General features: G+C 67.4%; 23 protein-coding genes and 1 tRNA gene. 16 read left to right on the top strand and 8 right to left on the bottom strand.

All coding sequences use genetic code 11. From position 1 onward, the window contains the following. Positions 1-97: 97 nt before the first annotated feature. The 3 genes from ACZ5LB_RS17235 to ACZ5LB_RS17225 are packed head-to-tail and all read right to left on the bottom strand — an operon-like array spanning position 98 to position 2501. Entirely contained in the window at positions 98-1276 is a 1179-nt protein-coding gene (locus ACZ5LB_RS17235) for a hypothetical protein (RefSeq protein ID WP_464603438.1), read from the bottom strand. Beyond that, the gene (locus ACZ5LB_RS17230) at positions 1273-2253 is read right to left on the bottom strand and encodes a hypothetical protein (RefSeq protein ID WP_464603437.1); all 981 of its coding nucleotides are present in this window, start codon (positions 2251-2253) and stop codon (positions 1273-1275) included. Before ACZ5LB_RS17230 ends, ACZ5LB_RS17235 begins: the two co-directional genes overlap by 4 nt. After that, entirely contained in the window at positions 2250-2501 is a 252-nt protein-coding gene (locus ACZ5LB_RS17225) for a hypothetical protein (protein ID WP_464603436.1), read from the bottom strand. The genes ACZ5LB_RS17230 and ACZ5LB_RS17225 overlap by 4 nt, the downstream gene beginning before the upstream one ends. A 152-nt stretch (positions 2502-2653) precedes the next feature. Between ACZ5LB_RS17225 and ACZ5LB_RS17220 the strand changes: the two genes are divergently transcribed. From ACZ5LB_RS17220 to ACZ5LB_RS17210, 3 genes are read left to right on the top strand one after another with little or no spacing between them, the layout of a single operon-like run. After that, a complete protein-coding gene (locus ACZ5LB_RS17220; protein WP_464603435.1) occupies positions 2654-3862 on the top strand; it encodes an HlyD family secretion protein in 1209 nt (402 codons plus the stop codon). Positions 3863-3876: 14 nt separating this feature from the next. Further along, a complete protein-coding gene (locus tag ACZ5LB_RS17215; RefSeq protein WP_464603434.1) occupies positions 3877-5997 on the top strand; it encodes a peptidase domain-containing ABC transporter in 2121 nt (706 codons plus the stop codon). Beyond that, entirely contained in the window at positions 5990-7933 is a 1944-nt protein-coding gene (locus ACZ5LB_RS17210) for an ATP-binding cassette domain-containing protein (RefSeq protein WP_464603433.1), read from the top strand. Before ACZ5LB_RS17215 ends, ACZ5LB_RS17210 begins: the two co-directional genes overlap by 8 nt. A 10-nt stretch (positions 7934-7943) precedes the next feature. On the opposite strand, the gene ACZ5LB_RS17205 is transcribed toward ACZ5LB_RS17210, so the two are convergent. Further along, entirely contained in the window at positions 7944-8399 is a 456-nt protein-coding gene (locus ACZ5LB_RS17205) for a carboxymuconolactone decarboxylase family protein (protein WP_464603432.1), read from the bottom strand. Between the two features lie 151 nt (positions 8400-8550). On the opposite strand from ACZ5LB_RS17205, the gene ACZ5LB_RS17200 reads away from it, so the two are divergent. Beyond that, on the top strand, positions 8551-9483 hold the full coding sequence (locus tag ACZ5LB_RS17200; RefSeq protein WP_464603431.1) for a ZIP family metal transporter: 933 nt from the start codon (positions 8551-8553) through the stop codon (positions 9481-9483). A gap of 94 nt (positions 9484-9577) precedes the next feature. Here the strand turns inward: ACZ5LB_RS17200 and ACZ5LB_RS17195 are convergent, their stop codons facing one another. Next, complete coding sequence (locus tag ACZ5LB_RS17195; RefSeq protein ID WP_464603430.1) at positions 9578-9862, bottom strand: hypothetical protein; 285 nt, start codon at positions 9860-9862, stop codon at positions 9578-9580. Positions 9863-9958: 96 nt separating this feature from the next. Here ACZ5LB_RS17195 and ACZ5LB_RS17190 point away from each other — a divergent pair, with 96 nt between their 5' ends. Both ACZ5LB_RS17190 and ACZ5LB_RS17185 read left to right on the top strand, forming a co-directional pair. Beyond that, positions 9959-11827 (top strand): hybrid sensor histidine kinase/response regulator, encoded by a 1869-nt coding sequence (locus tag ACZ5LB_RS17190; protein WP_464603429.1) that lies wholly within the window; start codon positions 9959-9961, stop codon positions 11825-11827. 143 nt (positions 11828-11970) lie between these two features. Beyond that, complete coding sequence (locus ACZ5LB_RS17185; protein ID WP_464603428.1) at positions 11971-14349, top strand: two-component system sensor histidine kinase NtrB; 2379 nt, start codon at positions 11971-11973, stop codon at positions 14347-14349. Positions 14350-15088: 739 nt separating this feature from the next. Here ACZ5LB_RS17185 and ACZ5LB_RS17180 read toward each other — a convergent pair. Next, positions 15089-15165, bottom strand: a tRNA-Met gene (locus tag ACZ5LB_RS17180). Between the two features lie 81 nt (positions 15166-15246). On the opposite strand from ACZ5LB_RS17180, the gene ACZ5LB_RS17175 reads away from it, so the two are divergent. From ACZ5LB_RS17175 to ACZ5LB_RS17150, 6 genes are read left to right on the top strand one after another with little or no spacing between them, the layout of a single operon-like run. Then, a complete protein-coding gene (locus ACZ5LB_RS17175) occupies positions 15247-17193 on the top strand; it encodes a M1 family metallopeptidase (RefSeq protein ID WP_464603427.1) in 1947 nt (648 codons plus the stop codon). A 48-nt stretch (positions 17194-17241) separates the two neighbouring features. Then, a complete protein-coding gene (pyrF, locus tag ACZ5LB_RS17170; protein WP_464603426.1) occupies positions 17242-17961 on the top strand; it encodes an orotidine-5'-phosphate decarboxylase in 720 nt (239 codons plus the stop codon). A 1-nt stretch (position 17962) separates the two neighbouring features. Then, positions 17963-18523, top strand: a complete 561-nt coding sequence (locus ACZ5LB_RS17165; RefSeq protein WP_464603425.1) for a hypothetical protein — start codon at positions 17963-17965, stop codon at positions 18521-18523. A 2-nt stretch (positions 18524-18525) separates the two neighbouring features. Further along, positions 18526-19035: a hypothetical protein gene (locus tag ACZ5LB_RS17160; protein WP_464603424.1), complete on the top strand. Its 510-nt coding sequence runs from the start codon at positions 18526-18528 to the stop codon at positions 19033-19035. A 24-nt stretch (positions 19036-19059) separates the two neighbouring features. Then, a complete protein-coding gene (locus tag ACZ5LB_RS17155; RefSeq protein WP_464603423.1) occupies positions 19060-20154 on the top strand; it encodes a hypothetical protein in 1095 nt (364 codons plus the stop codon). Then, positions 20154-21032 (top strand): hypothetical protein, encoded by an 879-nt coding sequence (locus ACZ5LB_RS17150; RefSeq protein ID WP_464603422.1) that lies wholly within the window; start codon positions 20154-20156, stop codon positions 21030-21032. Before ACZ5LB_RS17155 ends, ACZ5LB_RS17150 begins: the two co-directional genes overlap by 1 nt. On the opposite strand, the gene ACZ5LB_RS17145 is transcribed toward ACZ5LB_RS17150, so the two are convergent. Beyond that, on the bottom strand, positions 21033-21656 hold the full coding sequence (locus tag ACZ5LB_RS17145; protein ID WP_464603421.1) for an outer membrane beta-barrel protein: 624 nt from the start codon (positions 21654-21656) through the stop codon (positions 21033-21035). A gap of 162 nt (positions 21657-21818) precedes the next feature. Here ACZ5LB_RS17145 and ACZ5LB_RS17140 point away from each other — a divergent pair, with 162 nt between their 5' ends. Together ACZ5LB_RS17140 and ACZ5LB_RS17135 are read left to right on the top strand one after the other, a co-directional pair. Next, positions 21819-22562, top strand: a complete 744-nt coding sequence (locus tag ACZ5LB_RS17140) for a Smr/MutS family protein (RefSeq protein WP_464603420.1) — start codon at positions 21819-21821, stop codon at positions 22560-22562. Between the two features lie 110 nt (positions 22563-22672). Then, the gene (locus ACZ5LB_RS17135) at positions 22673-23851 is read left to right on the top strand and encodes a LysM peptidoglycan-binding domain-containing protein (protein WP_464603419.1); all 1179 of its coding nucleotides are present in this window, start codon (positions 22673-22675) and stop codon (positions 23849-23851) included. Here the strand turns inward: ACZ5LB_RS17135 and ACZ5LB_RS17130 are convergent. After that, positions 23841-24395 (bottom strand): 16S rRNA (guanine(527)-N(7))-methyltransferase RsmG, encoded by a 555-nt coding sequence (locus tag ACZ5LB_RS17130; protein WP_464603418.1) that lies wholly within the window; start codon positions 24393-24395, stop codon positions 23841-23843. The two genes, ACZ5LB_RS17135 and ACZ5LB_RS17130, sit on opposite strands and share 11 nt — an antisense overlap. Positions 24396-24742: 347 nt before the next feature. Between ACZ5LB_RS17130 and ybeY the strand changes: the two genes are divergently transcribed. Both ybeY and ACZ5LB_RS17120 read left to right on the top strand, forming a co-directional pair. After that, positions 24743-25387 carry an rRNA maturation RNase YbeY gene (gene ybeY, locus ACZ5LB_RS17125; RefSeq protein ID WP_464603417.1) on the top strand — a complete coding sequence of 215 codons (645 nt, stop codon included), beginning with the start codon at positions 24743-24745 and terminating at the stop codon, positions 25385-25387. A 78-nt stretch (positions 25388-25465) separates the two neighbouring features. Beyond that, positions 25466-26185 (top strand): tetratricopeptide repeat protein, encoded by a 720-nt coding sequence (locus ACZ5LB_RS17120; RefSeq protein WP_464603416.1) that lies wholly within the window; start codon positions 25466-25468, stop codon positions 26183-26185.

The following is a 26185-nucleotide window of genomic DNA, read 5'->3' as shown; positions in this document are numbered from 1 at the left end:
TTTGAGGCGAAGGCCAAGATGCTCTTGGATAGGGGCTTGGGACGGGTGGTCGAAGGCCGTCCTGATCCCGTCTTCGAGGCCGTTTGAAATGGAAAGACTATCGCCGAGGCGCCGGGACGCCGAGGTTCGCCGGGAAAAGATCTTCTTTATTTCGGCGATCCTCGGCGTCTTCGGCGCCTCGGCGATAGGCCCTTTGATGGAGTTTGCCGGATTCACCGGGTAACAGGTCGGCAGCAGCAGACTTCAGGCATCTGGTTGCTGAGGCTCTCCCCGGCTTGCTTTGAAGTTGGAAACCCTCGGCCAGAAGACGCTCCAGGGCCGGCGCCACCGAGGGTGCCAGGAGCGTACCGTCGCTGCCGTACCGCGGCTCAAGCCCCACGCTGACGGCGAACCGGTCCCAGGTGCGCGCGAAGGCGGCCCAGCCCCCGGCATGTCCCCGCATGACCGACACCGCCGCCCATTCGTTGGCCAGGAGGAAGTGGACCGGTTCCCTGCCGCAGGACAGCAGGAGGGTGGCCGCATCGGCGTAGTCCGCGGGAAGCCACAGCCCACCCTGGCGATGGAGGCGCAGCAGCTCGTTGCGGATCCGGCCTCGGTTCCAGGCCGAAAGACGGACCCGGCCCAGGGCATCCAGGCGTGGGCGGACGACGCTGCGGGCGGGGTCGGTCTCCCAGATAGCCTTCCCCGTTGCGTCGGCCCGGGCCCGGCCGTGGGCCTCGATGACGGGCCAGGCGGCCTCCCCGGCCTGGGCGGGACCGTGGGTAGCCGCGAGCCCCAGAGGTGGAACCATGCAATCCAGTCGCAGGCTGTCCGTCACCGACCAGGGGCCCCGATCCACCTCCCGCAGGTCCAGGTGCGGTTCCGGCCCCCCGCCGTACTGCGTGCCGAACCGCTGGGGCCGCCCCAGCCTCTGAAGCAGCCGGTCCTCGGCGCAGGCCATGATGCCCGAACCGCGGCCATGGAAGGCTGAAAGGAGGCCCATCTCGCGCGCCACCAGGGTGTCGTCCACCGTGTCGCCGTGCTGGAAGATCACCGAGACGTCGTGAAAGGTATGGGGGTCGCGGATCCGGTCCTGCAGATAGGCCAGGGCCGCCCGGCACCGGCGGATCTTGTCCTCCCGCAGGAACCCCTGGGCGCGCGCAGGGTCGTCGTAGGCCCCGGAGATTCGGCAGGTCTGGTCCTCGGCCAGAAGTCGGCGGATCTCCTCGTCCCCGTCCTCGGAGCGGCCCGGCATGGCCGCCGCAAGGACCAGGAGAAGGATGCGGGCGGGGCTCATGGCCGCCCCCGTTCCAGGACACCCACCAGTTCGGCAAGGATGGGCAACCCAGTTTGCCCCTCGATCCAGCCGAACTGTCCCGACGGGTTCACCTCCAGGAACACGTAATCGCCCACTGGCGTCACCACCAGGTCGAGCGCACCAAAGACCAGTCCCAGGGCTCGCATGAGGGCCCGGATCCGCCCGGCCACCTCCGCGGGCAGTTCGTGGACGGCGTGGAGAAGAGCCGCCGGATCATCGGCCAGGGCCAGGCGGAAATCCACCAAGGCCCTTGGATCATCCTGGGAGTGGATCTCCACCGGGAAGAGGCGATCTCCCACCACCGTGACCCGCAGATCGAAGCGCTTCGGGATCCTCCGTTGGAAGATGCCCGGGCAGTGACGCAGGGTTTCCAGGGCCTCCAGATCGCCGGAATCCAGGAGCCGGGTTCCGATCCATGCGGCCCGGTCCCCATAGTCGATCCGTGGCCTGTTCAGGAGCTTGAAGACGGTTTCGGGGTGGCTTGAGCAGAAGGCCCTGGCCTGGTCCGGGTCGTTCGTCACCAGCGTCTCCGGAATGGCCAGGCCCACCGCCGCCGCCGTGCGCAACTGCAGGCCTTTGTCGTCGGCACGCAGCTCTGCCCCCGGGCGGTTGACCACGAAGGCATGGTCCTCAAGCCACTCCCCCAGCAGTCGCCATGCGCATCGACAGGCCTCGTCGACGAAGGCCGCCTGGGCCGTTTCCAGGCCCGGCAAGGGGCGGAACGTCTGGGGATGCCAGATCCAGGCCGCAGTGATCTCGTTCAGACACACCTGATCCCCATCAGGATCCTTGATTCCGCATCCGGAAGGATCCAGCGGATCGAACGTCATGCTGGCGAGCTCCGGAAAGTCGGCGAGGTTCAGACGTGCCCAGGGCGTGCCCCGCTGGTGAAGGGTCGCCACGACCGCGTTGGCCGTGTCGTCCTGGGCGTCCGTAACCACCAGGACCCGGGTCACCGGTTGTCCAGGACGTGCGTGGTGTCGACCCGGGTTACATCGGAGCGTCCGCCGAAGTTGGTGATGGTCCCCGTCGTGTGCACCGCGGTCAAGCCGCAAGCGATGCCGCCCTTCGCGAGTGCCAGTTCCTCCTCGCTCATCCGGGACAGTCCCTTGAGGGTCGGGAGCCGCCGCCAACCCGAACGGTCCTCGAACGGAAGGGGACGCTGGGCAAACCGAAAGGGGAAGGGAAGGTCGGATCGTTCCATGGCGCCTCCTGGCACGGGGGCGGGTCGCCCCGGCTCCCACCCAGATGGCGCCTGGGTCCCGAAGGTTCTCCCTCCACCGCCCAGAACTTTCCTCCGGCTGGACCCACCCAGCGGTGGAAGACCGGTCCGCGGGGCCTCCCTGGGAGATTGCGATGGACGAAGGGAGCGGCCTGTTTCGCCCCGAGGCCCTGGAACACTACCTGGACCTGGAGGAGGGGCGCACCCTGGCGCGGGTCTCGCCGCCCTGGACCTGGATCCTGCTCTGGATCCTCCTCGCCGGCATCGGCGCACTGGTGGTCCTGGCCTGCGTGGGCCGGGTGGAGGTGAACGGCCGGGGCCGGGGCATCCTCCATCCCGAGGCGGGCATCCCCATGCTGCTCTGCCAGGTGGAGGGCACCGTAGCCGAGGTGCGGGTCCACTCCGGCCAGGAGGTCCGGGCCGGGGACCTGCTGGCGCGCATCGACGCGCCGGGAGTGCAGGCGCGGCTGTTCGAGGCGCGCCAGGGCGCCCAGGCGGTGCGCAATCACTTCCGGGCTTCCAACCGGAGCCAGGATCTGGCTTGGGACCGCCAGTGCCGGAACCTCCAGGCCCGCATGGCCCGCCTGGAGGACCAGATCGCCAACCAGGGCCGGAGCGTTGCCCGCTTCGACCAGCGCCTCGGGGCAAGCCAGGTGCTGGAGCGGGAAGGGATCCTGAGCCACGCCCAGGCCGACGAGGCCCGGGAGGCCCAGGCCCAGGCCCAGCGCACCCTGGGCGCCCTGGAACAGGCCCTGGAACTCGCGCGCCAGGAGCTGGCGAACCTGGAGCACCAGCGCCAGGACTGCCTGTGGTCGCGCACCCGCACCATCCGCGAGGCCGAGACCCGGGAGCGGAGCCTCGCCTACGCCCTGGCCCAGACCGAGGTCCGGGCGCCCCGGGACGGCGTCGTGGAGGCGCTGCTGGTGCGCCCCGGGGACGTGGTCGCCCCCGGCCGGGCCCTGGGCAAGGTCGTGCCCCAGGACCTGCCCCTGCGGGCGGTGTGCTTCCTGGCGGAGAAGGACCGGGCCTTCGTCAAGGAGGGCGACGAGGCCCGCCTGGAGATGGACCAGCTGCCCTACGCCGAATACGGCACCGTGCGGGCCCGGGTGCGGCGGATCAGCGCGGACCTGGCCTCGCCCTTCGAGGTGGCCGAGGCCCTGGGCGAGGCTCAGGCCCTTGCGGGGCCGGCCTTCCGGGCCGAGATGGACCTGCTGGACGCCGCCGCGGCGCGGCGGGCCGGGGTGCCCCTGCGCTCCGGCATGCTCATGAACGCCCGGTTCACCCTGCGCCGCCAGCGCCTCGTCACCCTGGTCCTGGAACCCCTGCGGAAGTGGCTGTCGTGAGGCGGAGGCGCAGGGTGGCTTTCGTGCCCCAGATGGAGGCCACCGAGTGCGGCGCGGCCAGCCTGGCCATGGTCCTGGGCTGGCACGGGCACCACGCCGCCCTGCCCGAACTGCGCGCGGCCTGCGGCGTCTCCCGGGACGGCGCCAGCGCCCTGGCCCTGGTGCGCGCCGCCCGGACCTACGGCCTCGAGGCCGTGGGCGTCAAGGCGGGCCTGGCCGATCTGCCGGGACTCCCTTGCCCGGCCATCCTCCACTGGGGCTTCGACCACTTCCTGGTGCTGGAGCGGGCCTCGGCCAGGGGCGCCGTGCTGGTGGATCCCGCCTCGGGCAGGCGCCGGGCGTCCCGGGCGGAGCTGGACCGGAACTTCACCGGCGCCGCCCTCCTGTTCCAGCCCGGGCCGGCCTTCCGCACGCGGCCCCGCACCCGGCCCAGCCTCGCCCGGTACCGCCGGGTGCTCCGGGAGAGCCTTCCCGCCCTGGCCCAGGCGGCCCTGGCCGCCCTGGCCCTCCAGGTGGTGGGCCTGGCCCCGCCCGTGGCCAGCCAGATCCTGCTGGACCGGGTGATCCTGCCGCGCCAGGAGGCCTGGCTCTGGGGCCTGGCGGCGGTCCTGGGACTGGCCGCGTCGGCCTCGACGCTGCTGGCCCTGGTGCAGGGCCGCGTTGTCCAGTCCCTGGCGGCGCGCCTGGACCTGGCCCTGGGCACCGGGTTCGTGGGCCACCTCCTGCACCTGCCCTGGGCGTTCTTCCTGCAGCGGGAGACCGGCGACCTCCTGGCCCGGCTGCGCAGCAACGCCGCGGTGCGCGACTTCCTGGGGGGCCAGGCGATGCGGGCCCTGCTGGACGGGGCCCTGGCGGTGGCGGCAGCGGCCCTCATGGTGGCCTACAGCCCCCGCCTGGGCGGCCTGGTGATCCTCTTCGGCCTGGTCCAGGCGGCCTTCCTGCTGGGGATCCGGGACCGCACCCGCCAGCTGGCCGCGTCGGAACTGGCGTCGGCGGGGCGGGAATCGGGGGCGCTGGTGGAGGCCCTCTCGGGCTTCGAGGCCCTCAAGGCCTGCGGCGCAGCTCCGCGGGCGGTGATGCGCTGGGCCCACCGGATGACCGCGCGCATGGACCACACCGTGGCCCGGCACACCCTCGACCTGGCCTTCGGCACCTTCATGACGCTGCTGCGGAGCGGCACCGGCGCCGTGGTGTTCCTGGCCGGGGGCCGGGAGGTCCTGGCCCAACGCATGACCCTGGGCGTCTTCACCGCCTTCCTGGCCCTGCAGGGCCTCTTCATGGCGCCGCTCATGGCCCTGCTGGAGGCCCTGGACCATCTGCTCTTCCTGGGCGTCCACCTCCAGCGCCTGGACGACGTGCTGGACACCCCTGCGGAACCTTCGGGAACCCGCGACCCGGGCCGGCTCCGCGGCGCCGTCCACCTGGAGGACGTGCGCCTTCGCCACGCCCCGGGCGCCCCCGAGGTGCTCCGGGGCATCACCCTCGACCTGCGCCCCGGGGAGAAGGTGGCCCTGGTGGGACCTTCGGGCGCCGGCAAGTCCACCCTGGCCCGGGTGCTCCTGGGCCTGCACCGGCCCACCGCCGGGCGCGTGGCCCTGGACGGCATGGACCTGGCCGGTCTCAACCTGGCCAAGGTGCGGGCCCAGATGGGGGTGGTGCTCCAGGAGCCCTTCCTCTTCGACGCCACGGTGGCCGAGAACCTTGCCCCCGGCGGATCGGTCCCGCCGCCGGACCGGATCCGCGCAGCGCTCCGGGCGGCCTGCGTGGAGGACGTGGTGGACGCCCTGCCGGGAGGCTGGCACTGCCGCCTGGGCGAAAACGGCGCGATCCTCTCCGGAGGCCAGCGCCAGCGCCTGTGCCTGGCCCGGGCCCTGGCCTGCGACCCGGCCATCCTGCTCCTGGACGAGGCCACCAGCTCCGTGGACCTGGCCACCGAAGCCCGCATCCACGCGAACCTGGCGGCCCTGGGCTGCACCCGCATCGTCATCGCCCACCGCCTGGCCACGGTGCGCGACGCCGACCGGGTGCTGGTGATGGAGGCGGGACGGATCGTCCAGGAGGGTTCCTTCGAGGCCCTGCGCCGGGCGCCGGGGCCCCTGCGGGACCTTGCGGCCGCGGCGGGCACCGATGCCTGACGCCCCCGGGCTGCCCCCGGGCGAGGCCCTGGCGGGCCTTCTGCGGCTCCTGGGACGGGACGCCGGCCCCGCTCCCGGGGACGGCGAGGACCTGGCCGCCGCCCTGGACCGCCGGGGCATCCAGGCCCGGCCGACGCGGATGCCCGCGGCCGACCTGGCCTGCCTGGCCATGCCCACCCTGGCGCGGCGCAAGGACGGCACCTGGCTGGTGCTGCGCGGCCGGGCCCGGCGGGGCTGGCGGGTCCTGGGCGCGGAGGGGCCTTCGGTGCTGGACGCCGCGGCCCTGGAGGCGGCCCTGGACGGCCTGACCCTGGACCTATCCCCCGGCCTGCCCCGGACCGGCAGCCTGTGGCGGCGCATCGCCGGCCTCATGGGCGGATTCCGCGGGCCCCTGGCCCTGGGCATCGCCGCCACGGTGGCCATCCAGCTGCTGGGCCTGGTGGCGCCGGCCCTCACCCGCGTCGTCATGAACCGGGCCCTGCCCGACGGCGACGGGCAGCTCCTGGTCCTGGTGGCCGCCGGCACCGTGCTCATGGCTCTCTTCCACGCCTGGATCGCCTGGGTCCGGGGCCGGGCCCTGCTGTTCTTCTCCCAGCGCGTGGGCGCCGCCGCCGAGCGCGGCTTCCTGGAGCACATCCTGGCCCTGCCCTTCCCCCGGCTCCGGGGGCGGTCCCTGGGGGAATGGCTCCAGGCCTTCGGCGCCTTCGCCTCGGCCCGGGACCTGCTGGCCGAGGGCACCCTGGGCGCCCTTCTGGACGGGGCCCTGGCCCTGGTGCTGCTGGCCGCCATGACCTGGATCCTGCCCGGCGCCGCCGCGACGGTGGCCCTGGCCGCCCTGGCCGCGGCCGCGGCCACGCTGGTCTCGGGCCGCGCCCAGGCGTGGATCCTCGAGCGTGAGACGGAAGCCGCCGTGGCGGAACAGGGGTTCCTCTCCGAGTGCCTCGCGGGCATCGCCACCCTCAAGGCCGCCGGGGCCGAGGACCGGGCCCTGGGCCGGTGGGCCCGCATGAACCGGCGGATCCTGGCCCTGGGCCTGCGCCGCGGCCGCATCGGCCTGGGCGTGGGCACCGCCCTGGGCGGCCTGGGCCACGGCGTCGACGCAGCCCTCCTGATCTGGGGCGGCCTTCAGGTCGTCCGCGGCTCCCTCGACCTGGGCACGTTCCTGGCCTTCCTCCAGCTGGCCTCCGCCTTCACCGCCGCCGTCCTGGCCCTGTCCGGCACCTGCCTGGCCTTCATGGCCCTGCGGCCGCAGCTGGCCCGGGCCTCGGACGTCCTGTCCCTGGAGGTCCCGGCGCCCCCGCCGCGCCAGGCGCCGTCGCCGCGCCCGGAACGCCTGGTCATGCGGGACGTGTGGTTCCGCTACGCCCCCGACCGGCCCTGGATCCTGAAGGGGTTCGACCTGGAGGTGGCGCCCGGGGAAAAGCACCGCCTGGCCCAGCCCTCGGGCTGGGGCAAGACCACCCTCCTGCGCCTCCTGGCGGGCCTGGAAGCGCCCACCCGGGGCGAGGTGCTCCTGGGGGATCGGCCCCCCGCCGCGGTCCCCCACGCCCTGCTCTACCTGCCCCAGTTCGTGGAGCCCTTCGGCGGCACCATCCTGGAGAACCTCGCCCTCCTCTCGGGCGGCGCCCCCCCGGAGGCCCTGGTGCGCGCCGCAGCCGCCTCCGGCTTCGACACGATCCTGGCCGGCCTGCCCATGGGCCTGAAGACCCCCCTGCCCCACCGCGGCCGCAGTCTCTCAGGGGGCCAGCGCCAGTGGCTGGCCCTCACCGCGGCCCTGGGGGCCGGCCGGGGCGTGCTGATCCTGGACGAGCCCCTGGCCAACCTGGACCCCGCGGCCGCCGCCGCCCTCCTGGGTCTCCTGGAGGCCGGCCCGTGGACGCTGGTGATGGCCGGCCACACAACGCCCCGCCCGGAACACCGGAGCGCCCCCGCATGACCGGCGGGAATCAGGCCTTCCCCCCCAGGGGAGGCGGATCCGGCTGGAAGGCCACACCGATGCGGTTCCAGCTGTTGATGAGCGCGATGGCGTGGGTGAGGTCCACCAGCTCCTTCTCCGTGAAGTGGGCCCGCACCTCGGCGAGGAGGGCGTCCGTGACGCCGTGGTCCGGAAGCCGCGTTAGCGCCTCCGTCCAGGCCAGGGCCGCCCGCTCCCGGGCCGTGAACCACGGGGCCTCGTGCCAACCCGGGAGGGAGTTCAACCGCCGCGGCGATTCCCCCCCTTCCAGGGCCTCGGTGGCGTGCATGTCCATGCAGTAGGTGCAGCCGTTGATCTGGGAGGCGCGGACCTCCACGAGGGATAGGAGCCCGTGCTCGAGCCCGCAATTCCGGGTGTAGCGCCATTGGGCCAGGAGATTCTCGTACGGGGCGGGGGCAAGGTCACGGTGGGATCGGGAAAGACGCAATTGAGACTCCTTTGCAGCCTCTACAGGATCGGACCTTCCGGGTCAGGAGGGAAGGGGTCTTCTGGGAGTTGCTGGAGCACGGGGCGTGCAATTATGCCTACGTCTCTCTTCCGGCCGTCACTCCAGCAACCCCCAAATCCCAGGGAACGCCATGGACCCCTCCGAATCCTCCCTCCCGGAACCCTGGATCCTGGCCGTGCGCGAGCAGGTGCGGCTTCGCCCCGCCATGGCCCTCGGGCTCATCTTCTCCCTGGTCGCCCTGGTCGGGCTCCTGGTCCAGGGACTGGGGGATCTGGTGCTGGGCGGGGGGCCGCCCTTCCTGCGGTTCGCCGTCCTGGGCGGCTTGGCCGGGCTGGGGGCCACCGCCCTGGGCGCCCTGCCGGCCCTGGGATTCCAGACGCTCCGGCAACGGACGGAGGACATGCTGCTGGGGGCGGCGGCAGGCATGATGCTGGCGGCCACGTCCTTCTCCCTCCTCCTCCCGGGATTGGAAGCCGGCGGAAACCTCGCCGGGAGCAAGGGGCTCGGAGCGGCCACCGTCGTGTTCGGCATGGCCCTGGGCGTGCTGCTCATGCTGGGCCTGGACGCGCTCACGCCCCACGAGCACGACCGAACGGGCCCCTGCGGGCCGGGGCACGCCCGCTGCGGCCGGGTATGGCTCTTCGTCTTCGCCATCGCCCTCCACAACCTGCCCGAGGGCATGGCCATCGGGGTGGGCTTCGCCCGCGGGGACCTGTCGGTGGGCCTTCCCCTCGCCACCGCCATCAGCCTTCAGGACCTGCCGGAGGGCCTCGCCGTGGCCCTGGCCCTGCGGGGGGCGGGCCTGACCCCCCGCCGCGCGGTGGGGGTCGCGGCGGCCACGGGGTGCCTTGAATTCCTGGGCGCGCTCCTGGGCATCGGCCTGGCCTCCGGCTTCCCCCTGGCCTACCCCGTGGGGCTGGGCCTCGCGGCGGGCGCCATGCTCTTCGTCGTCTCCCACGAGGTCATTCCCGAGACCCACCGCAACGGCCACCAGACCCCGGCCACCCTTGGCCTCATGGCCGGGTTCGCCCTGATGATGGTGCTGGATATGGCCCTGGGCTGACCCGCCGGCCCGGCGAAAAGCCTGCACTTCCCGGAGTTTCAAGCATTGCTGTTGAACGAGGCCGGGAAGAAGGGTTCAGGGGCTTCCAAGGGCCTCAGGGTTCTGTGCCCTCTGCTAGCGTCTTCAAAACCCTCTCGTAGGCGAACAACCGGTTTCGTTGCCCCCCCGTGATCTCCTTCAGCAGCCCGACTCCCACCAGGTGGTCCAGGGCCTTGTTCACCGTGGCCGGGGAGAGGCCCTCGGCCTTGCAGATCGCGCCGGAGGAGGCGATGGGGTGGCCCTGGAGGTAGTGGTGAATTTGAATGACCGAGGCCGCCACCCGGGTGCTCTGGATGGCCTTGCGGTCGTCGTTGAACAGGGAGAGGAGGCTCTGGCCCATTGCTCGATGCTCTATTCAAGGGCACCTCACGACACGCCGGCGATGGTCGCCCATCTAGGAAAACTTGGGGCCTATTGGGTGGTCCTCCTACTCATGATGCAGATGGCATCCCTGGATATGCTGCGCCGAATCCGCGCAGATAGGGAACTCAGCCTGATGAACACGGCTTTGGAACGCCGGGTAGAGCAGAGAACGTCAGAACTGCAATTGGCCAACACCCGGTTGGAGTCAGAAATCGTAGTTCGGAAGCAGGCCGTCAAAAAGGCCCAGGCAAACCTGGAAAGACTGAACCTCCTCGAACACATCACACGTGCAATCTGGGAGAGACAGGATCTGGGCAGCATCTTTCAGGTCGTGATTCGAAACCTCGAGGAGCAATTGCCCGCGGATTTCTGTTGCGTTTGCCTCTACGAAATGTATACCCGGACTTTCACAGTGATGAAGGTAGGAGTGCACAGTCTACCGCTCGCAGCCGAACTCGCTCTAAGTGAAGCCTCAACCTTTTCAATCGATGAGAACGGTCTTTCCCGATGTATACAAGGGGTATTGGTGCATGAACCCGAAATCGGTTCAATCGACATGCCCTTCCCGCGTAGGCTTGCCCAGGGTGGCTTGAACGCAATTGTGCTCGTTCCGCTGATGGTAGAGGATGCTGCCTATGGCCTTCTCCTCGTTGGCCGTCAGCCCGGCCAAGCATTTCTGAGTGGCGAATGCGAATTCCTCCATCAACTCGGAGAGCATGTGGCCTTGGCGATCGGGCAGATACAAATGTTCGGACGGCTTCAACAGGCGTACGACGATCTTAGGCAGACCCAGAAAGCGGTGTTGCAGCAGGAACGGCTGCGCGCCCTTGGGGAAATGGCCAGTGGGATCGCACATGACATCAACAATGCACTTTCCCCGGTATCGATGTACCTCGACCTTTTGGGGCAGGATCTTACCTTAGGGGGTAAATCCCGAGAAAGGCTCAGCACCATTCAGGCCGCCATTGAGGACGTCGCGGAAACCATCCACCGGCTCAGCGATTTTTATCGGCAGCGAGAGCCGGGCCAACCTCTAGCGCCTATCCCCCTTAACGATCTGGTTGGACAGGCAGCTGAGCTCAGCCGTGCCCGGTGGGAGAATATGCCGCAGGAGCGCGGTGTTGTCGTCCAACTCCTCAAGGAGCTTGATCCAAAAGTTGGCACCATTCTCGGCGTGGGCAGCGAGTTGCGCGAAGTACTCACGAATTTGATTTTCAACGCAGTGGACGCGATGGACGAAGGCGGGGTGATCACGCTTCGAACGAAGCTCGTCCAGGGCGAAGAAAGCCAGGACAAGATTTCTCTGGAGGTTGTAGACAATGGCCATGGGATGACCGAAGAAACACGCCAGCATTGCCTTGAGCCGTTCTATACCACCAAAGGTGATCGGGGCACTGGTCTCGGTCTGGCCGTGACTTATGGGCTTGCACAGCGCCACGGAGCAGACTTGCAAATCGACAGCATTCTCGGCAAAGGCACGACAATCCGCCTTGTGTTCCCTGTACCGGACCAAAAGGCAGTGACGGTTGCCGCATTTGCCGAAGGGATAGGAACCCCTCGGAGGCTCCGGATCCTTGTCGTCGATGATGACCCAATCGTCCTAAAAGCCCTATTTGAATCCCTCGAAGCCGAGGGGCACGAGGTCACCGCCGCGGATGGGGGTGAAGCTGGGATCCAGGAATTCAAAACCAAGAGGTTTGGGGCAGACGCCTATCAGGCTGTCATCACAGACTTGGGGATGCCGCGTGTAGACGGTAGGAAGATGGCTGCCGCGATCAAAGCGATTGATCCTGCAGTTCCAATCATTCTCCTGTCGGGGTGGGGCCAGCGGCTGCTTGCAGATCTCGTCGTTCCGCCCAATATCGATAGAGTCTTAGCCAAACCGCCCAAAATAATTGAGATCAGGACCGCCTTAGTGGAGTTGGCCGGGGGTGACGGTTAAGCATGTAACCATCAAAAATTCAGCAATTAGCTGGAATACATTGAGCTAAACAGGTTCTCAAATGTCTGGAGGACGGAATTCACCCGCTTCTTCTGAGATGTCGATGAATAATTGAATGAATCTGGAGGAAGGAGCGGAGGCCAATGAGCAAGAACTCTGAACACAACCTGGTGCAACGGTCCAAAGCCCTTTCCGCTGGCCTAGGTGTATCGGTATTCTTGCTGGGGATCCTAGTCTTGGCGGGCTGGGCGTTAGACGTTCCCCTGCTAAAGGGCGGTATTCCCACCATAGGCACGACCATGAAAGCCAACACAGCTCTCGGTTTTGCCCTCAGCGGAGCATCCCTCTGGCTCGTAAAGGAAAACCGCGGCAGTGGTTCTCGAAGGTGGGCCTTGGCACTCGGAATAGGTTTGATCTTTGGTGCAGGCTTAACCTTGCTCGAGTCTATCCTAAAAATCAATCGCGGAATTGCTCAAAGCCTTTTCGTTGGCCCAGCGGGAGTGGGGGTGCCTAGTCCAGGGCGCATGAGCCTTATTACCGCGCTGGCCTTCTTGTGCTCTGGGCTTTCCCTCGTCCTCATGGACGTCAAAACTCTTCCTGGTCGTTTGCCATCACAGCTCTTTGCCTGTTTGGCAGGGGCCGTGGGCTTTGTGACCATTGCGGGCTATGCATACCGAGCAGAATTCTTATTCGGTCCCCAGAATTACCCCCAGATAGCATTTCACACCGCCGGCGCTTTCCTGGTTTTGTCAGTGGGGCTTCTGCTGGCACGGCCGGAGACCGGCATCATGGAGGTTGCCACCAGCGATTCTCCCTCCGGGAGGATCTTCCGACGAATGGCACCAGCAGTGCTTCTGGTCCCTCTTTGCTTGGGTTGGCTTCGGCTGGAAGGGGAATCTGACAAGCTTTTCCATGCCAGGACGGGTTTGACCTTCCTTGTCTTCAGCACCGCCAGCCTGCTCTTCGCTTTGGTCTGGGCCAGCGCTGGCCGGATCCATATCATGGAAACCCAGAGCCGCGGAGCCAGGAAGGCCCTAGCTTCCGCAGAAGAGAAAGCGAGGATTCTCTTCGAGATGGCCGGCAGCGGGATGGGGGTGGTTGATTTCGAGGGGCGGATCCGGGAGGTGAATCGGCGATGGGAAAAAATTTTCGGAATGGACCGGGGCGAGATACTCGGGAAAACCGTATTCGAATTTCTGTCGACCAAGGATAGACCTTTCCTGGAAACGCGTTTCCGGAGACTGGCGGTAGGCGAACAAATTCAAGCGACCGAATGGGAGTTGCTTCGCCCAGACGGCGACTCCGTTATCGTTGAAAGCTATCCGGCCAAGGTAGAGATCGACGGAACGCCGTTTATGGTCGTCGCGCTCAACGATGTGACGGACCGTGCCCGGGCGCGGAAGCAGGCAAACCTTAACGATAAGCTCGCAACGGTGGGTACTCTTGCAGCTGGTGTTGTCCACGAAATCAACAACCCAACTGCCAGTGCCATCCTCAACCTGGAAATTCTGGCTGAGCTGTTCGGGCAATTTCCAGAAGACCCTTCACGGAAGGATCTAGTCCGTTGGACCAATCACTTGGCACATGCCCTGGAGGCCCTGTTCCGCATCAAGGAAATCGTTTCTAGCATCAAAGGCTTTGCTCGAATGGATGCGGAGGATCTGTTTCCTGTTGACATCAACGCCATCCTGGACTCCTCGATCGTCATGACCGCTCATGAGACGAAATTCAAGACTCAGGTCATCCGGGAGTACGCAGATGATCTACCCGCTGTCCCCGCGAATCGTGGTCGCCTGCAACAACTTTTCGTAAACCTGATCGTCAATGCCGCGCAGGCAATGGACACGGCCCCAACTCGTAACCGCATCATAATTCGCACCCGATCAGAGGAAGACCATGTACGGGTGGATTTTGAAGACACCGGCGGAGGGATTCCCAAGGAGGTTCAGCCCAAAATCTTTGACCCCTTCTTCACCACGAAGCCAGAAGGCGTCGGAACCGGCTTAGGGCTTCCGATCTGCCACGAAATTGTCCGCCAGCATGGTGGGGAGTTCTCAGTCGAAAGCGAAGTGGGGAGAGGAACGCGTTTCAGCCTCACGCTATCCCTGTTCGCTGGAGCAGCACATGTTTCAGAGCGGCGCGCACTGGACACGGCCTTGCCAAGGCTACTGCTTGTAGATGACGACCCCCTGGTGTTGGCGGCCCTTCGCCGCAATTTAATTCGATCCTTCCATGTTCTCGTCGCCCAAGGAGGGCGTGCGGCCATTGAGCTATTGGGTCGCGAACCGGTTGACGCCATTGCCACAGATTTGAATATGCCCGAAGTCTCTGGCCTCGATTTGTACCGCCACATCGCGAAGGCCGTTCCGTCAATGGAGCGGCGCCTTGTCTTTTTCTCTGGGGCGGACCCGACCCCACAGTTCAGAGAGTTTCTGGAATCTTCAAGGAAAGTTTGCCTCGCGAAACCTTTTTCGGCCCCTGAGCTCAAAAAAGCCATTGAGGATGCGGTCGCCCAGGGATGACCCTGTCTTCCGGCATGCCCACCAGCTGGGCTGCCTGAATTCCTAACTGTAATCCCATAAGCTCAGACCCATGCGAGAGGGAGCGTCATTGGACGACACTTACGAGATGCCCTGCCGGCTGGGGTTCAGGAGACTCGGGAGCGATTCGATGCCTGGCGGATGTCTCGTGGACGCGGGGCACCCTATCCTGCCGATGTCTGGCCCGAGGCCGTGGAATGGGCTAACTGCGTTTATAATTTAGCTTAAATACAGTTTTCACAAACCCCAGGAAAAGGTTCGGCAAATGCCGAACCTTTTCGATTGGTAGCGGGGGCAGGATTTGAACCTGGGTTCGCTGGCGCTCACCCCGCGGCACTGGCTGCGCACGGGGATCCGCCTGCGGCGGACCGGCGGGGAACGCTCACGCGTCCCCCGCCTTCCCCTACCTGCGCGCCATTGCCGATCGCAGGTCCAAATCCTGCCGGCTCCGATTTGGGCCCAGAAATGAGAAAAGGTTCGGCAAATGCCGAACCTTTTCGATTGGTAGCGGGGGCAGGATTTGAACCTGGGTTCGCTGGCGCTCACCCCGCGGCACTGGCTGCGCACGGGGATCCGCCTGCGGCGGACCGGCGGGGAACGCTCACGCGTCCCCCGCCTTCCCCTACCTGCGCGCCATTGCCGATCGCAGGTCCAAATCCTGCCGGCTCCGATTTGGGCCCAGAAATGAGAAAAGGTTCGGCAAATGCCGAACCTTTTCGATTGGTAGCGGGGGCAGGATTTGAACCTGCGACCTTTGGGTTATGAGCCCAACGAGCTACCGGACTGCTCCACCCCGCGCCGGAAAAGTAATCCTATCACCGGTGGGGGACCAATGCAAAGGCGGATTGCGCTAATCTCAAGGCCGATCCGAGGGAACACATGCGGCGACTGGTGAAATTGGCGTTATTGGCTTTGGGGTGCTGGAGCCTGGGGGCTTTCGATCCTGGGCACTGGTTCGACAAGCCCAAGTCGCCCAGGATCGCCAATTACCGCATCGAGGCGGCGCTGGATTGGCCGGGGAAGACGCTGGAGGGGCGGGAGACGCTGTCCTGGCGGAACACGGGCACGGCGCCCACGGCGGAGTTCCCGCTTCACCTGTACCTCAACGCCTTCAAGGGGCCGCAGTCGATCCTGGCCAAGGAGGCGCAGGGGGATCCGGAGTTCCGGGGGTTCGACGCGCGCAATCCGAGAAGCTACGGCTATTGCCGGCTCCTGTCGGTGACCCTGGACGGGCGGAGCCTGGACGGGCACTTCGGGGAGGACGAGACGGTGTACTGGGTGCGCCTGGGGCGTTCCGTGGCGCCGGGGGAGACGATCCGCCTGGAGATCGCCTGGGAGAGCCGGTTCCCCAAGGCGCTGGCGCGCACGGGGTGGAGCGGGGAGGGCTCGGGGAACTTCCTCATGGGGGCCCAGTGGTTCCCCAAGGCGGGCGTCTACCAGGGGGACCGGTGGACCTGCGCGGCCTACCACGCCCGCACCGAGTTCTACGCCGACTTCGGCACCTACGACGTGGAGCTGTCCCTGCCCAACGCGCTGCTGCTGGCGCACGTGGGCACGCAGACGAACTTCAGGACCCAGGACGACGTCACCCCCGACCCCAAGCGCAAGCTCAACGTCATCTGGAAGCTCCACGCGGAGGATGTGCACGACTTCGCCTGGGCGGTCATGCCCGCGCGCAGCTGGAGCTTCAAGAGCTTCGAGTACCGGGGCGTCCAGGTGTTCTGCTACTACCAGCCCGAGAACAAGACCAACCTCGAGCGCCAGATGTTCGCCGCGCGGGTCGCCCTGCGCCACGGCGCCGAGTGGTTCTTCCCCTACCCCTACCCCGTGCTGACGGTGGTGGACGTGCCGGCCGAGGCCCGGGGCGTCAACGGCATGGAGTACCCCACCCTGGTGACGGCCTCCTCCAAACGCTTCGACCCCATCGGATTCCGGCTCGACCCGGAGATGACCACCGTCCACGAGATCGGCCACCAGTGGTTCCACGGCATGGTGGCCTCCAACGAGGTGGAGGAGGCCTGGCTGGACGAGGGGCTCACGACCTGGTTCACCCAGCGGGCCATGGAACGCGCCTACCAGAGCATCCTCGGCGGCCGCCGGTTCCAGGTGGGCACGGACGCCCTGGAGAACATCGAATACTGGCTGGATCCGTCCACGGATCCCATCTCGCGGCCCAGCTTCCAGGCCCGCAGCTTCCTGTCGTACGCGGTGGCGGCCTACGCCAAGCCCGCCCTGGTGCTGGCCCAGCTCGAGGCCATGGTCGGACGGCCCCAGATGGAGCAGGTGATGCAGACCTACGCGCGGGAGTTCGCCTTCCGCCACCCCACGGGCCGGGATTTCCGGCGCGTGGCCGAACGCGTCACGGGCCGGGACCTCTCCTCCTTCTGGCGGGACTGGCTGGACGGCACCGACGTGCTGGACATGGCCATCGCCAAGGTGGAGGTGCGCGAGGTCATGGAGGGCGGCTGGATGGATTCCCCCAAGGGCGCCGTCTTCGCGGCGCCCCAGCCCGCGGCGCCCGGAAGGCGCGGCGTGATCACCCTGGAGCGCCGGGGCGGGATCCGCGTCCCCATCACCCTCTGGGTGAGGCTGGAAGACCGTTCCGAAAGGCGCCTCACCTGGGACGGGCAGGACCGCTGGGCCACCTTCGAGTTCGAAAGCCCGGTGACCGCCGCGGTGCTGGATCCGGACGGAAACTACCCCCTCCTCAAGGACCGGCTCCACGCAAGCTATTCCTCCAAGCCCCTGCGCCGCGGCTTCCACTACTGGGCCCAGATGGTGGTGGGCGCCCTCACCGGGCTGCTGCAGGGGGCCGGGATCGGTTGATGCGCGCGGCTCCGGATCTGACAGAATGCTCCAAGCGGGGGTGAGCGCATGACCGTGGCCCAATCCATCATCGACCGGCTCGTCGTGGCCCTGGACGTTCCCACGGGCGCGGAGGCGCTGGCCCTGGCCCGGACCCTCTCGGGCAGGGCGGGCATGTTCAAGGTGGGGCTCGAACTGTTCTGCGCGGAGGGACCGGCCTTCGTGCGGGAGGTCCAGAAGGCCGCGCCGGTGTTCCTGGACCTGAAGCTCCACGACATCCCCAACACCGTCCACCGGGCCATGGATGCCCTGCTTCCCATGGACCCCTCCCTGGTGACCATCCACACCCAGGGCGGACCGGCCATGATCGAGGCGGCGGCGCAGGCCGTGAAGGCCCACCGCCAGCGGGGCGGCAGGACGCGGCTCCTGGGCGTCACCGTGCTCACCAGCCTGGACCGCGAAGCCTTGGCCCGCCTGGGTTCCACCGCCGAACCCGGGGACCTGGCCCTGCACCTGGCCCGCCTGGCCAAGGAATGCGGCTGCGACGGCGTGGTGTGCTCGGCCCAGGAGGCCGCCCAGGTGCGGGAGGCCTGTGGCGCGGATTTCCACCGCCTGACCCCCGGCATCCGCCCCGGCGGGGTCGCCACCCAGGACCAGGCCCGGGTCGTCACGCCCGCCCAGGCCCTGCGCGCGGGCGCCACCTGGCTGGTGGTGGGCCGGCCCATCACCCAGGCACCGGACCCCGCCGCGGCGGCCCAGGGCATCCTCCTGGAAATGGCCGGCGCCTAGCATGTCGACGACGTCCCCCCTGGTCTTCCGCCCCAGCATGGCCCAGCGCGCCCTGGCGGTGCTCCTTTGCGCGGGGAGCTGGCTCGTGGGACTGCGGGCCATGAACATGCTGGTGGACGCCGTGCAGGGGCTCACCGCCATCCTCCACCAGGCCCTGGCCCTGGGCGAACCCACCGCGCGCATCTGGCTGGTGCTGGTGGTCTCGGTGCTGCTGTGCCTCCTGGGGGGGCTCCTGCTGCTCTTTTCCACCCTGGGCCTCGTGCTCATCGAAGGCACCCATGTGCTCGTGGACGAAATGGGGGTCACGGTGGAGCACCAGGGCCTTCCGCGTCAGCTGGCGCGCCGCCTGGGAGCCGGACACCTGCCCTGGAAGTACCTCGCCCGCATGGAGAAGGGGCGGATCTTCTTCCTCCTGAAGGGGGGCCTGCCGCCCCTGGAGCCCCCTTCCGACCTGGCCCAGGCCAGTGCCCGGACCACCCTGAAGCTGCTCATGGTCGATGAGCTGGAGCGGCTGGTGCTGGTGATCCTGGAAAAGAGCCCCAACCTCACGTTCAAGGACTAGGCATGGACCCGATCCACCACCGCCGCCGCTGGTACTACGTCCTCTGGTCGGTCCTGCTCCTCCTGAGCGCCGGGGCCCTGGTGCTGTGGGAAACGCCGGCGCGCACCGAGCTGGCCTCCCTGCAGGTGCTGCCGAACATCATGGGCGCGCCCGGGGGTTCGCGGCTGCAGGTGTGGGCCGGTCCACAAAAGCGATGGCCGGGGTCGGCCTGGTCCGGCCAGGGCGCCTTCGCGGACGTGGCCCTTCCCGGGTCCGGCGCGGCCGCGGTGCCCCTGATGCGCGTCCCCATCGCCCGCCGGCGGTGGATCCAGGACTACCTTCCCCGGGGCACCTGGGATCTGGTGATGCTGAGGGTCGTGCCCCCCTCCGGCCCCCCAAGGTTCTTCGCCCTGCCGCTGGCGGGCGACATCCGGTCGGGCCTGCTCAGATCCAAGCGGCGGCTCACGGCTTCTATTGACGTTTCATGGGAAAACCTCAAGGTCGATGCGGACCCCGCAAATCGGGTACCCTGATTCCTTCCCTTGATTGGAGCCCGCATGCGAATCCACCCGTTTTTGACCCTTGCCATGGTCCCCGCCGCCCTCGTGGCGCAGGCACCCGCCAACGTCGACTATTCCGCCGTCCTGAAGGCCCAGGCCCCGGCCGTGGAGGAGCTCCTCAAGGACTTCCATCCCGTGGAGGCCATGCAGAAGGCCGAAGCCCTCCTGCCCGAGACCCTGCCCGCCTTCGACAAGAGCAACCCGGGCGCGGCCATGCAGGCCTCCCTCTCCTTCAGCGGCCTGACCCGCCTCTACCTCCTGAACGTCAAGGCCGCGGCCATGGCCGGCGAGTGGGAGAAGACCCTGGACTTCCTCCTCAAGGCCCAGGCCTGCGCCAAGGTCAACTACGAAAGCACCAAGGAGGCCCTGACCCCCCTGCAGAACAACTGGACCACGGCCATCGAGCAGGCCCAGAAGGGCGTGGCCGACGGCGCCGCCCGCATCGCCGCCATCAACGCCAAGCCCGGCCGGAACGCCGCCGAGGAGGCCGAATACCAGACCTTCCTGGCCAAGGACAAGATCTACAACAACCCCAAGACCCCCGCCGAGAAGAACGAGGCCGCCAAGTACCTCAAGGCCAACCTCCCCCGCTTCCAGGAGCTGGAGGCCAAGGCCCTCACGCCCCAGGACCAGCAGGACCTCGCCGCCTACAAGCAGTGGCAGACCAACATCACCAACGGCCCCAAGGCCATCAAGGCCATCCAGGAGAGCATCGACGCCACCAAGGCCGAGTATGACGCCTGCGCGCCCAAGATCGCGTCCTTCCAGAAGAGCCTCAAGGACGAGTCCGACGAGATCGCCAAGGGCGTCGCCGAGGTCAAGGTCAAGGGCAAGGTCGTCAAGGAGACCAGCGGTCCCAAGTACGACGAGAAGCGCATGACCTACTTCGAGAACGTCATGAAGACCAAGGCCAACTACGAGACCCGGACCACCAAGCAGGACAAGCTGAACTTCCTCTTCCGCCTGCGCCACAACGTCATGGGCACGGCCACCGAGAGCAAGGTCAACGGGATCATCGACCGCGTCCGCGCGGACCAGGATCCCCTCCCCACCGAGAAGAAGGCCGCCGCCAAGGGCAAGAAGGCCAAGTGATGGCGAAGGCCCAGGCTCTCCTCCCCTCCCTGCTGGCCCTGTCCCTCCCGCTGTTCGGCCAGAACCTGCCGGAGAAGTTCAAGGACAACCGCGCGGCCTGGGAGGAGAACCTGGCCAAGGGGGTTTCGGCCCCCGTGCGCAAGGCCACGGAAGCCGTCCTCGCCCAGGACGGCCCCGCGGTGAACCCCTCGGACTACAACGCCATGCACGCCATGGTCGCCGTCATGAGCCTGGCGGCCCGGTCCTGCGTCCTGGAAGGGGCCTGGGAGGACGCCGTGGCCCACCTGCAGAAGGCCGCCCGCACCGCAGCGGACAACGTTGCGGCCGCGGAGGGGACCTTTGGCCGCATCCGCCACCAGCACGACGAGAACCTCAAGACCTGGCGCGCGGAGGCGGCCAAGCTCGACCAGCGCCTGGCCGACATGGACACCCTGGGCGGGCTCACCTCCGACCAGATCAAGACGCGCACGCAGATCCGCGCCCAGCTCGACGAGTACCGCAACGCCATCGCCTCGAGCGAGCGCTCTCTCAGGGAGATCGACACCCTCACCGAGCAGCTGCGCAAGGAGCAGGAGGTGTACGCCGCCTCCCTCGCCGAGTGGCAGGGCTTCCTCGCCAAGGAGAAGGCGGACGTCGCGCGCAAGGGCTCCGTCGAAGCCTACGTCGCCGACAAGCTGGAGCAGGTCAAGGGCGACGACGCCAAGCCGGTGCCCGAGCGCTTGGCCTACGCCCGCAGGCTCCTGCAGCTGGACCCCGAAAACGCGGGCTGCAGGCGCCTGCTGAACGGCCTCATGGGCAAGGACGATGATCCCCCTGCCCCCAAGCCCAAGGCCAAGGCCGCGCCCCGGAAGAAGCGCAAGGCCCGGGCCAGAGGTTAGCTAGAAGGTTACGCCCGCCCCCAGGCGGATGAAGTCGGCCGCGGGAGGATCGCCCGCGCCGGTGTCGTGCGAGGTGAGCGTCTTGTGGTAGGTGGCCTCGAAGTTCCAGCGCCACCGGCCCACGTAGCGGACGCTGTGCCCGATGCCCACGTTCAGGCCCAGGCGGCTCTTGTTGATGGTGCTGTCGGGGTAGAAGCTGGGGTCGTCGTAGCTGGCGGTGAAGCGCTCCAGGTCCAGGGCGAGGCCGCCGATGAGGTAGGTCCCGAGGTGCCGCTGGGCGTTGCCGGTGCCCAGGAAGATCTGCGCGTCCCCGCCGATGCTGAACATGGCGTCCTGCGTGTTGAGCCGGTCGCGGTAGGCGGGATCGTCGGCGTGACCGGAGAAGGTCTGGCCCGAGAGGTTCAGGCGCCACGCCAGGGACCGGTCCACGGGGAAGCTCGCGGTGAACTGCAGGCCCAGGGCCGATTCGTAGGTCTCCGTGGTCCCCGAGGGGTAGGTGGTGCTGTTGAAGGCGCCGGTGGGCACGCCCACGGTCAGGCCGATCCCGAAATGGGGTTCCTGGGCGGCGAGGGGGGCGCCCGTGACCAGGGCCAGGGTCGCTGCTGCAAGGATCCAGTGTTTCATGTGAGCCTCCGGGAGCTTAGAGCATCCAATTCCGTGCCAGGTTGAATTTCACATCTGCGTTCAGGTTACACGGAGGAAGGCCCCCGGATCCGTGCCGCATTTTGCTTCAGGTGTGGCAACTCTGCGACAGAGGGAGCTAACCTAGGAAAAATGGAGTCGGTCATGGTCTGGAAGAAGGATCTCGAAAAGCTGAAGAAATCCCTGGCGGAGGATCCGACGCCCCCCAAGGCACCGCCCCCCAAGCCCAAGCCGACGGAATTCAAACCCATGGAGGAGGAGGACGCCGTCTTCCTGAGCGCCATGGGCAAGCGCCCCAAGGCCGCCCCCTCCATCACCACCCCGGCGGCGCCGGCCCCCGCGGCCCCGCCGCCGCCGGAACCGGCCGTGGATTTCGCCGCGGCCATGGGCGGGCTCAAGGGCATGGTCTCCCTTCCCGCCGGCCGCCTCGCCCCCAAGGCCGCACCCAAGCCCGAGCCGAAGCCCGAACCGAAGCCCGAGCCCCCGGCGCCCGTGGCCCCGCCCGAGGCCGCGCCGGCCCCGAAGCCCCCCTCGCCCCCGGAGCCCCCCGAACCCGCGGTGGCCGAGGCCCAGCCCGCCCTGCCCGTGCAGATCAACCTGGCCGCGGGCATGGCCATCGACGTGGACGGCAGCCTGGACCTCAAGGGCCACGGGCGCAACGACGCCGAGGAGCGCCTCAAGGAACGGATCCTCGACGGGCATGCCCTGGGCTGGCGCACCCTCCACGTCGTCCTGGGCCCCGCGGAGGACCTGCGGAGCATGTTCCTGGAGGTGGTGGCCCGCTCGGGGCGCATCGCGCGCTACGCCCAGGCCCCTATCCCCATGGGCGGCAGCCAGGCCTGGATCGTCTATTTCCGTGGCCCCGGAGCCCCGCCCGAAGGCAATTGACGGGTTTTCCATTCGCCATTTTCCCAAGGGCGTGTGGGCAGTGCATAATATTAAAGGCACCAACCGACCCCATGTCCTATAATCCCTACCAACCTTCCCGGGAGAACCTGATGCATAAGCGGACAAGGCTCCATGCGTTTGCGGTCATCTCTTGCCTGGCCATGGGGCTGTCCGCCCAGGAGCCCGCTGCCGCGCAGCCCGGCAAGACCACCGCCGAACCCATCAAGGTCGCCGCCCATTCCTCCCGCTGGGATTACCCCAAGGAGATCACGCCTCCCGCAGGCTTCAGGGTGCACATCGTGGAGAAGGGCGACACGCTGTGGGACCTGGGCAACAAGTATCTGGGCAACCCCTTCTCCTGGCCGCAGATCTGGGAGCTCAACAAGTGGGTCAAGGACCCGCACTGGATCTACCCCGGCGACCCCCTTCTCGTCGACGCGTCCCGCTCCGCCGTGGCTCCGGGCAAGGAGGGCGAAGCCGCCCCCTACGAAGTGGCCACCCTCAAGCCCGACCTGCGCAGCCGGCCCAAGCCGACCCTGGACGAATACGCGTACTCCTTCCAGGACTTCATCCAGCTGCCCTTCCTGACCGCCCGGGGCGCCGACGCCTACTTCCAGAAGACCGGCGGCTTCCTCATCCACGGCCACCAGGACCGCACCCGCGGCATCCTCTCGGACGGCGACACGGTCTACTTCAACGGCGGCTCCAACCAGGGCGTGAAGGCCGGCGACCGTCTCGTGGTCACCAAGGTGCTCACGAAGGGCTTCTATCATCCCGACGACGTCACCCACCGCACGAAGATGGGCGACGTGCTCCAGCAGCAGGGCGTGTTGCGCGTGACCACCCTGTACCCGGATTCCTCCGTGGCCGTCATCGAGCACGCCCTCGACGGCATCTACGAGGGCGCCTACGCGGTGCCCTTCACCGAACCCGCCAACATGGTCGCCAACCTGCGCAAGGACGTGGCCAGCCCCGTGCCCCTCAAGGAGCCCCTGGCCAAGATCATCTTCCTCCGGGAGAACCGCCCCGTGGCCGCCGCCGGGGACATGGTCATCATCGACCAGGGCGCCGACCAGGGCCTCAAGGTGGGCGACGTCCTCATCACCGCCCGCCGCAGGCCCATCGACAGCGCGACCATCACGGGCGATCCCGTCAAGGACGCAACGCAGCCCTCCACCAACTACTTCCTGGGCCAGATGGTCGTGGTGCGCACCGAGGAGGCCACCGCCACCTGCCGCATCCTTCGCACCAAGGAAGAGGTCTTCGTGGGCGACATCGTCACCCGCTGACGGCCCGGCTCAGCTCCAGCACCGCCCGCCGTCCCCGCGTCGGCAGGCGGTAGCCGTGCGCCGTGACGGCGTAACCGGGAGGCGCCGCTTCCGGGGCGGCCTTGAGGGCCAGGAAGGCGCCGCCGGGGGTGCCGTGGCGCTCCCACCAGCCCAGGAGCAGGTCCAGGGTGCCCACGGCCTTGGCGACGCCCAGGTGGGCGCCCAGGGGCGCGAGCTCCTCGGCCCGGCCCGCCACCGGCCGCAGGTTCGAAAGGCCCAGTTCCAGGGCCGCCTGCTTCACGAAGGCGATCTTCTTCCTGGACTTGTCCAGGGCGAAGACCGTCAGGTCGGGCCGGCCCAGGGCCAGGACGAGGGCGGGGATGCCCATTCCCGTGCCGAAATCCACGACCTTGCTCCCCGGCGCCAGGCGATCCAGGAAGGGCAGGAGGATGGCGGAATCCAGGATCAATTCCTCGAAACGTTCGTCCATCTCAAGGGATGTCAGCGCGTGGGTGCGACTCCATCGATCCAGGAGATCCAGGTATTGCGCGACGGGTTCCTTCATCCAATCCGGGAGTAGCGGTTCCATTTCTTCAAAATACACTTTCGGAACGACACATGACAGAAAATTGAGGTATTCACATAGGTTATGGTTTCATGACCTGGAAAATCCATAGGGTGACATGGCAGATCGCGTGCGCAAATGAGAGCTTAGGTTCCCTGAATATTCAGGGAAATTTGTCAATTTCAGTGACCGTATTGACAAGGGTATTCAGCTCACAAATACTGGACAGATCTAGCAGACTCTCTTTGAGCGAGGACCATATGAGCGGAGCACAAAAACCTTTTAAGATTGATTGGTCGAGTCGCAGCAAGCTCCGGGGCCCTGGCGATCGTTCCCTTGGGGATCTATTGCTAAAGCTGCGGGACCGCCTGGCGCCAAAAGCCGAGGGCATTTCCATCTCGTACCTCGACGATCGCGCGATGCGCAAGCTCAACAGGGAGCACCGCGACATCAATCAGACGACCGATGTGCTGAGCTTCCCCGCAAATCCGGAAAAAGGAGCCTTCCAGCACCTGGGCGACCTGGTCGTCAGCCTTCCCATGGCCGAGAAGATGGCCAAGAAGCTGGGCGTCAGCCGGCGGCGGGAGGTGGAGACGCTGATCATCCACGGCTTCCTGCACCTCTGCGGCCACGACCACGAGCAGGACAACGGCGAGATGCTGACCCTGCAGGGCGAACTGGAGCGGGAATTCCTGGAGGCCGAGCCCCTGCCCATGGCCGTCAAGCGCGGCCGCAAGCCGGGCAGCAAGGTCAAGCGACTCAAGGACGGCAGCCGGGTGGTGGTTACCGGCCGCGCGGCCAACGCCCTGGTGCGCAAGGAGGCCGCGAAGAAGGCCAAGCCCGCCAAGAAGGTGGAGAAGGCCCCCCGCAAGGCCGCCGAGAAGCCCAAGCGCGCCCCGGGACGCCCCCGCAAGGTGGTCGAATCGGCCCCGGCCCCCAAGCGGGTCGTGCGCCGCAAGCGTCCCCCCCTCCGGTCGGGCGTGCTGGGCTGAAAACCGAGCCTGGAAGAGGGGGCGGATCCCTTGTAAGATAGACCTTCGGCCGTTTTGCGGCCTTGGACTGGAGCCCCTGTGCTGAATCTTCTAATGGGCCTTGGCGCCGCCATCGGCGTGGTGCTGATCCTCCTCCCGCTGAGAGTTACGCTCTGGATCGGGGTGCCCCTGGGCCTGGCCTGCGGGATCGGCCTCTTCATCTGGCGCTCCCGCCAGGTGCAGAACCAGCTGGAGGCCATCTTCAACCGCGCCGGCGAACTCATGAAGAAGCAGCAGTTCGATCCCGCCATCGAGGTGATGAAGGAAGGCTACGCCCTCTCCCGCTGGCAGTTCATGGTCAAGGGCTCCATCGACGGGCAGATCGGCGTCGTTCAGTACGTCCGCAAGAAGAACGACGAGGCCGAGCCCCTCCTGCGCACCGCCAGCTACCAGCACTACATCGCCAAGGCCATGCTGGGGATCCTCCAGTGGAAGCGCGGCGAGAAGAAGCAGGCCAAGGAGACCTTCACCCTGGCCATCAAGGCCGGCAAGAAGGAGAGCCTCCTCTACGCCGTGTACGCCTGGGTGCTCAACGAGATGAAGGAGCGGGACAAGGCCATCGAGGTGGTGAACAAGGGTCTCGCGATCTGCCAGGGAGACGAGCGGCTGGCGGCCCAGCGCACCTGCCTCCAGAACAACAAACCCATGAAAATGAAAGTCTACGGCGAACAGTGGTACCAGTTCATGCTCGAGCGGCCCATCATCCGGCAGGAGCCACCCCCCTTCGCCCGGATCTCCAAGCGCTCGATGAGAGGCTGA

The sequence above is a fragment of the Mesoterricola sp. MK458 genome, from assembly GCF_055384935.1.
The sequence above is the reverse complement of the archived record's forward strand: the minus strand, read 5'-3'. Positions and strand labels throughout refer to the sequence as shown.

Bases quoted from the DNA above. Each gene is read 5' to 3' on its own strand.
- ACZ5LB_RS17150 (WP_464603422.1), top strand. From the start codon at position 20,154: ATGGCGAAGGCCCAGGCTCTCCTCCCCTCCCTGCTGGCCCTGTCCCTC.
- ACZ5LB_RS17220 (WP_464603435.1), top strand. From the start codon at position 2,654: ATGGACGAAGGGAGCGGCCTGTTTCGCCCCGAGGCCCTGGAACACTAC.
- ACZ5LB_RS17165 (WP_464603425.1), top strand. From the start codon at position 17,963: ATGTCGACGACGTCCCCCCTGGTCTTCCGCCCCAGCATGGCCCAGCGC.
- pyrF (WP_464603426.1), top strand. From the start codon at position 17,242: ATGACCGTGGCCCAATCCATCATCGACCGGCTCGTCGTGGCCCTGGAC.
- ACZ5LB_RS17200 (WP_464603431.1), top strand. From the start codon at position 8,551: ATGGACCCCTCCGAATCCTCCCTCCCGGAACCCTGGATCCTGGCCGTG.
- ACZ5LB_RS17185 (WP_464603428.1), top strand. From the start codon at position 11,971: ATGAGCAAGAACTCTGAACACAACCTGGTGCAACGGTCCAAAGCCCTT.
- ACZ5LB_RS17195 (WP_464603430.1), bottom strand. From the start codon at position 9,862: ATGGGCCAGAGCCTCCTCTCCCTGTTCAACGACGACCGCAAGGCCATC.
- ACZ5LB_RS17130 (WP_464603418.1), bottom strand. From the start codon at position 24,395: ATGAAGGAACCCGTCGCGCAATACCTGGATCTCCTGGATCGATGGAGT.
- ACZ5LB_RS17225 (WP_464603436.1), bottom strand. From the start codon at position 2,501: ATGGAACGATCCGACCTTCCCTTCCCCTTTCGGTTTGCCCAGCGTCCC.
- ACZ5LB_RS17210 (WP_464603433.1), top strand. From the start codon at position 5,990: ATGCCTGACGCCCCCGGGCTGCCCCCGGGCGAGGCCCTGGCGGGCCTT.
- ACZ5LB_RS17145 (WP_464603421.1), bottom strand. From the start codon at position 21,656: ATGAAACACTGGATCCTTGCAGCAGCGACCCTGGCCCTGGTCACGGGC.
- ACZ5LB_RS17190 (WP_464603429.1), top strand. From the start codon at position 9,959: ATGCAGATGGCATCCCTGGATATGCTGCGCCGAATCCGCGCAGATAGG.
- ACZ5LB_RS17160 (WP_464603424.1), top strand. From the start codon at position 18,526: ATGGACCCGATCCACCACCGCCGCCGCTGGTACTACGTCCTCTGGTCG.
- ACZ5LB_RS17235 (WP_464603438.1), bottom strand. From the start codon at position 1,276: ATGAGCCCCGCCCGCATCCTTCTCCTGGTCCTTGCGGCGGCCATGCCG.
- ACZ5LB_RS17155 (WP_464603423.1), top strand. From the start codon at position 19,060: ATGCGAATCCACCCGTTTTTGACCCTTGCCATGGTCCCCGCCGCCCTC.
- ACZ5LB_RS17175 (WP_464603427.1), top strand. From the start codon at position 15,247: ATGCGGCGACTGGTGAAATTGGCGTTATTGGCTTTGGGGTGCTGGAGC.
- ACZ5LB_RS17135 (WP_464603419.1), top strand. From the start codon at position 22,673: ATGCATAAGCGGACAAGGCTCCATGCGTTTGCGGTCATCTCTTGCCTG.
- ACZ5LB_RS17140 (WP_464603420.1), top strand. From the start codon at position 21,819: ATGGTCTGGAAGAAGGATCTCGAAAAGCTGAAGAAATCCCTGGCGGAG.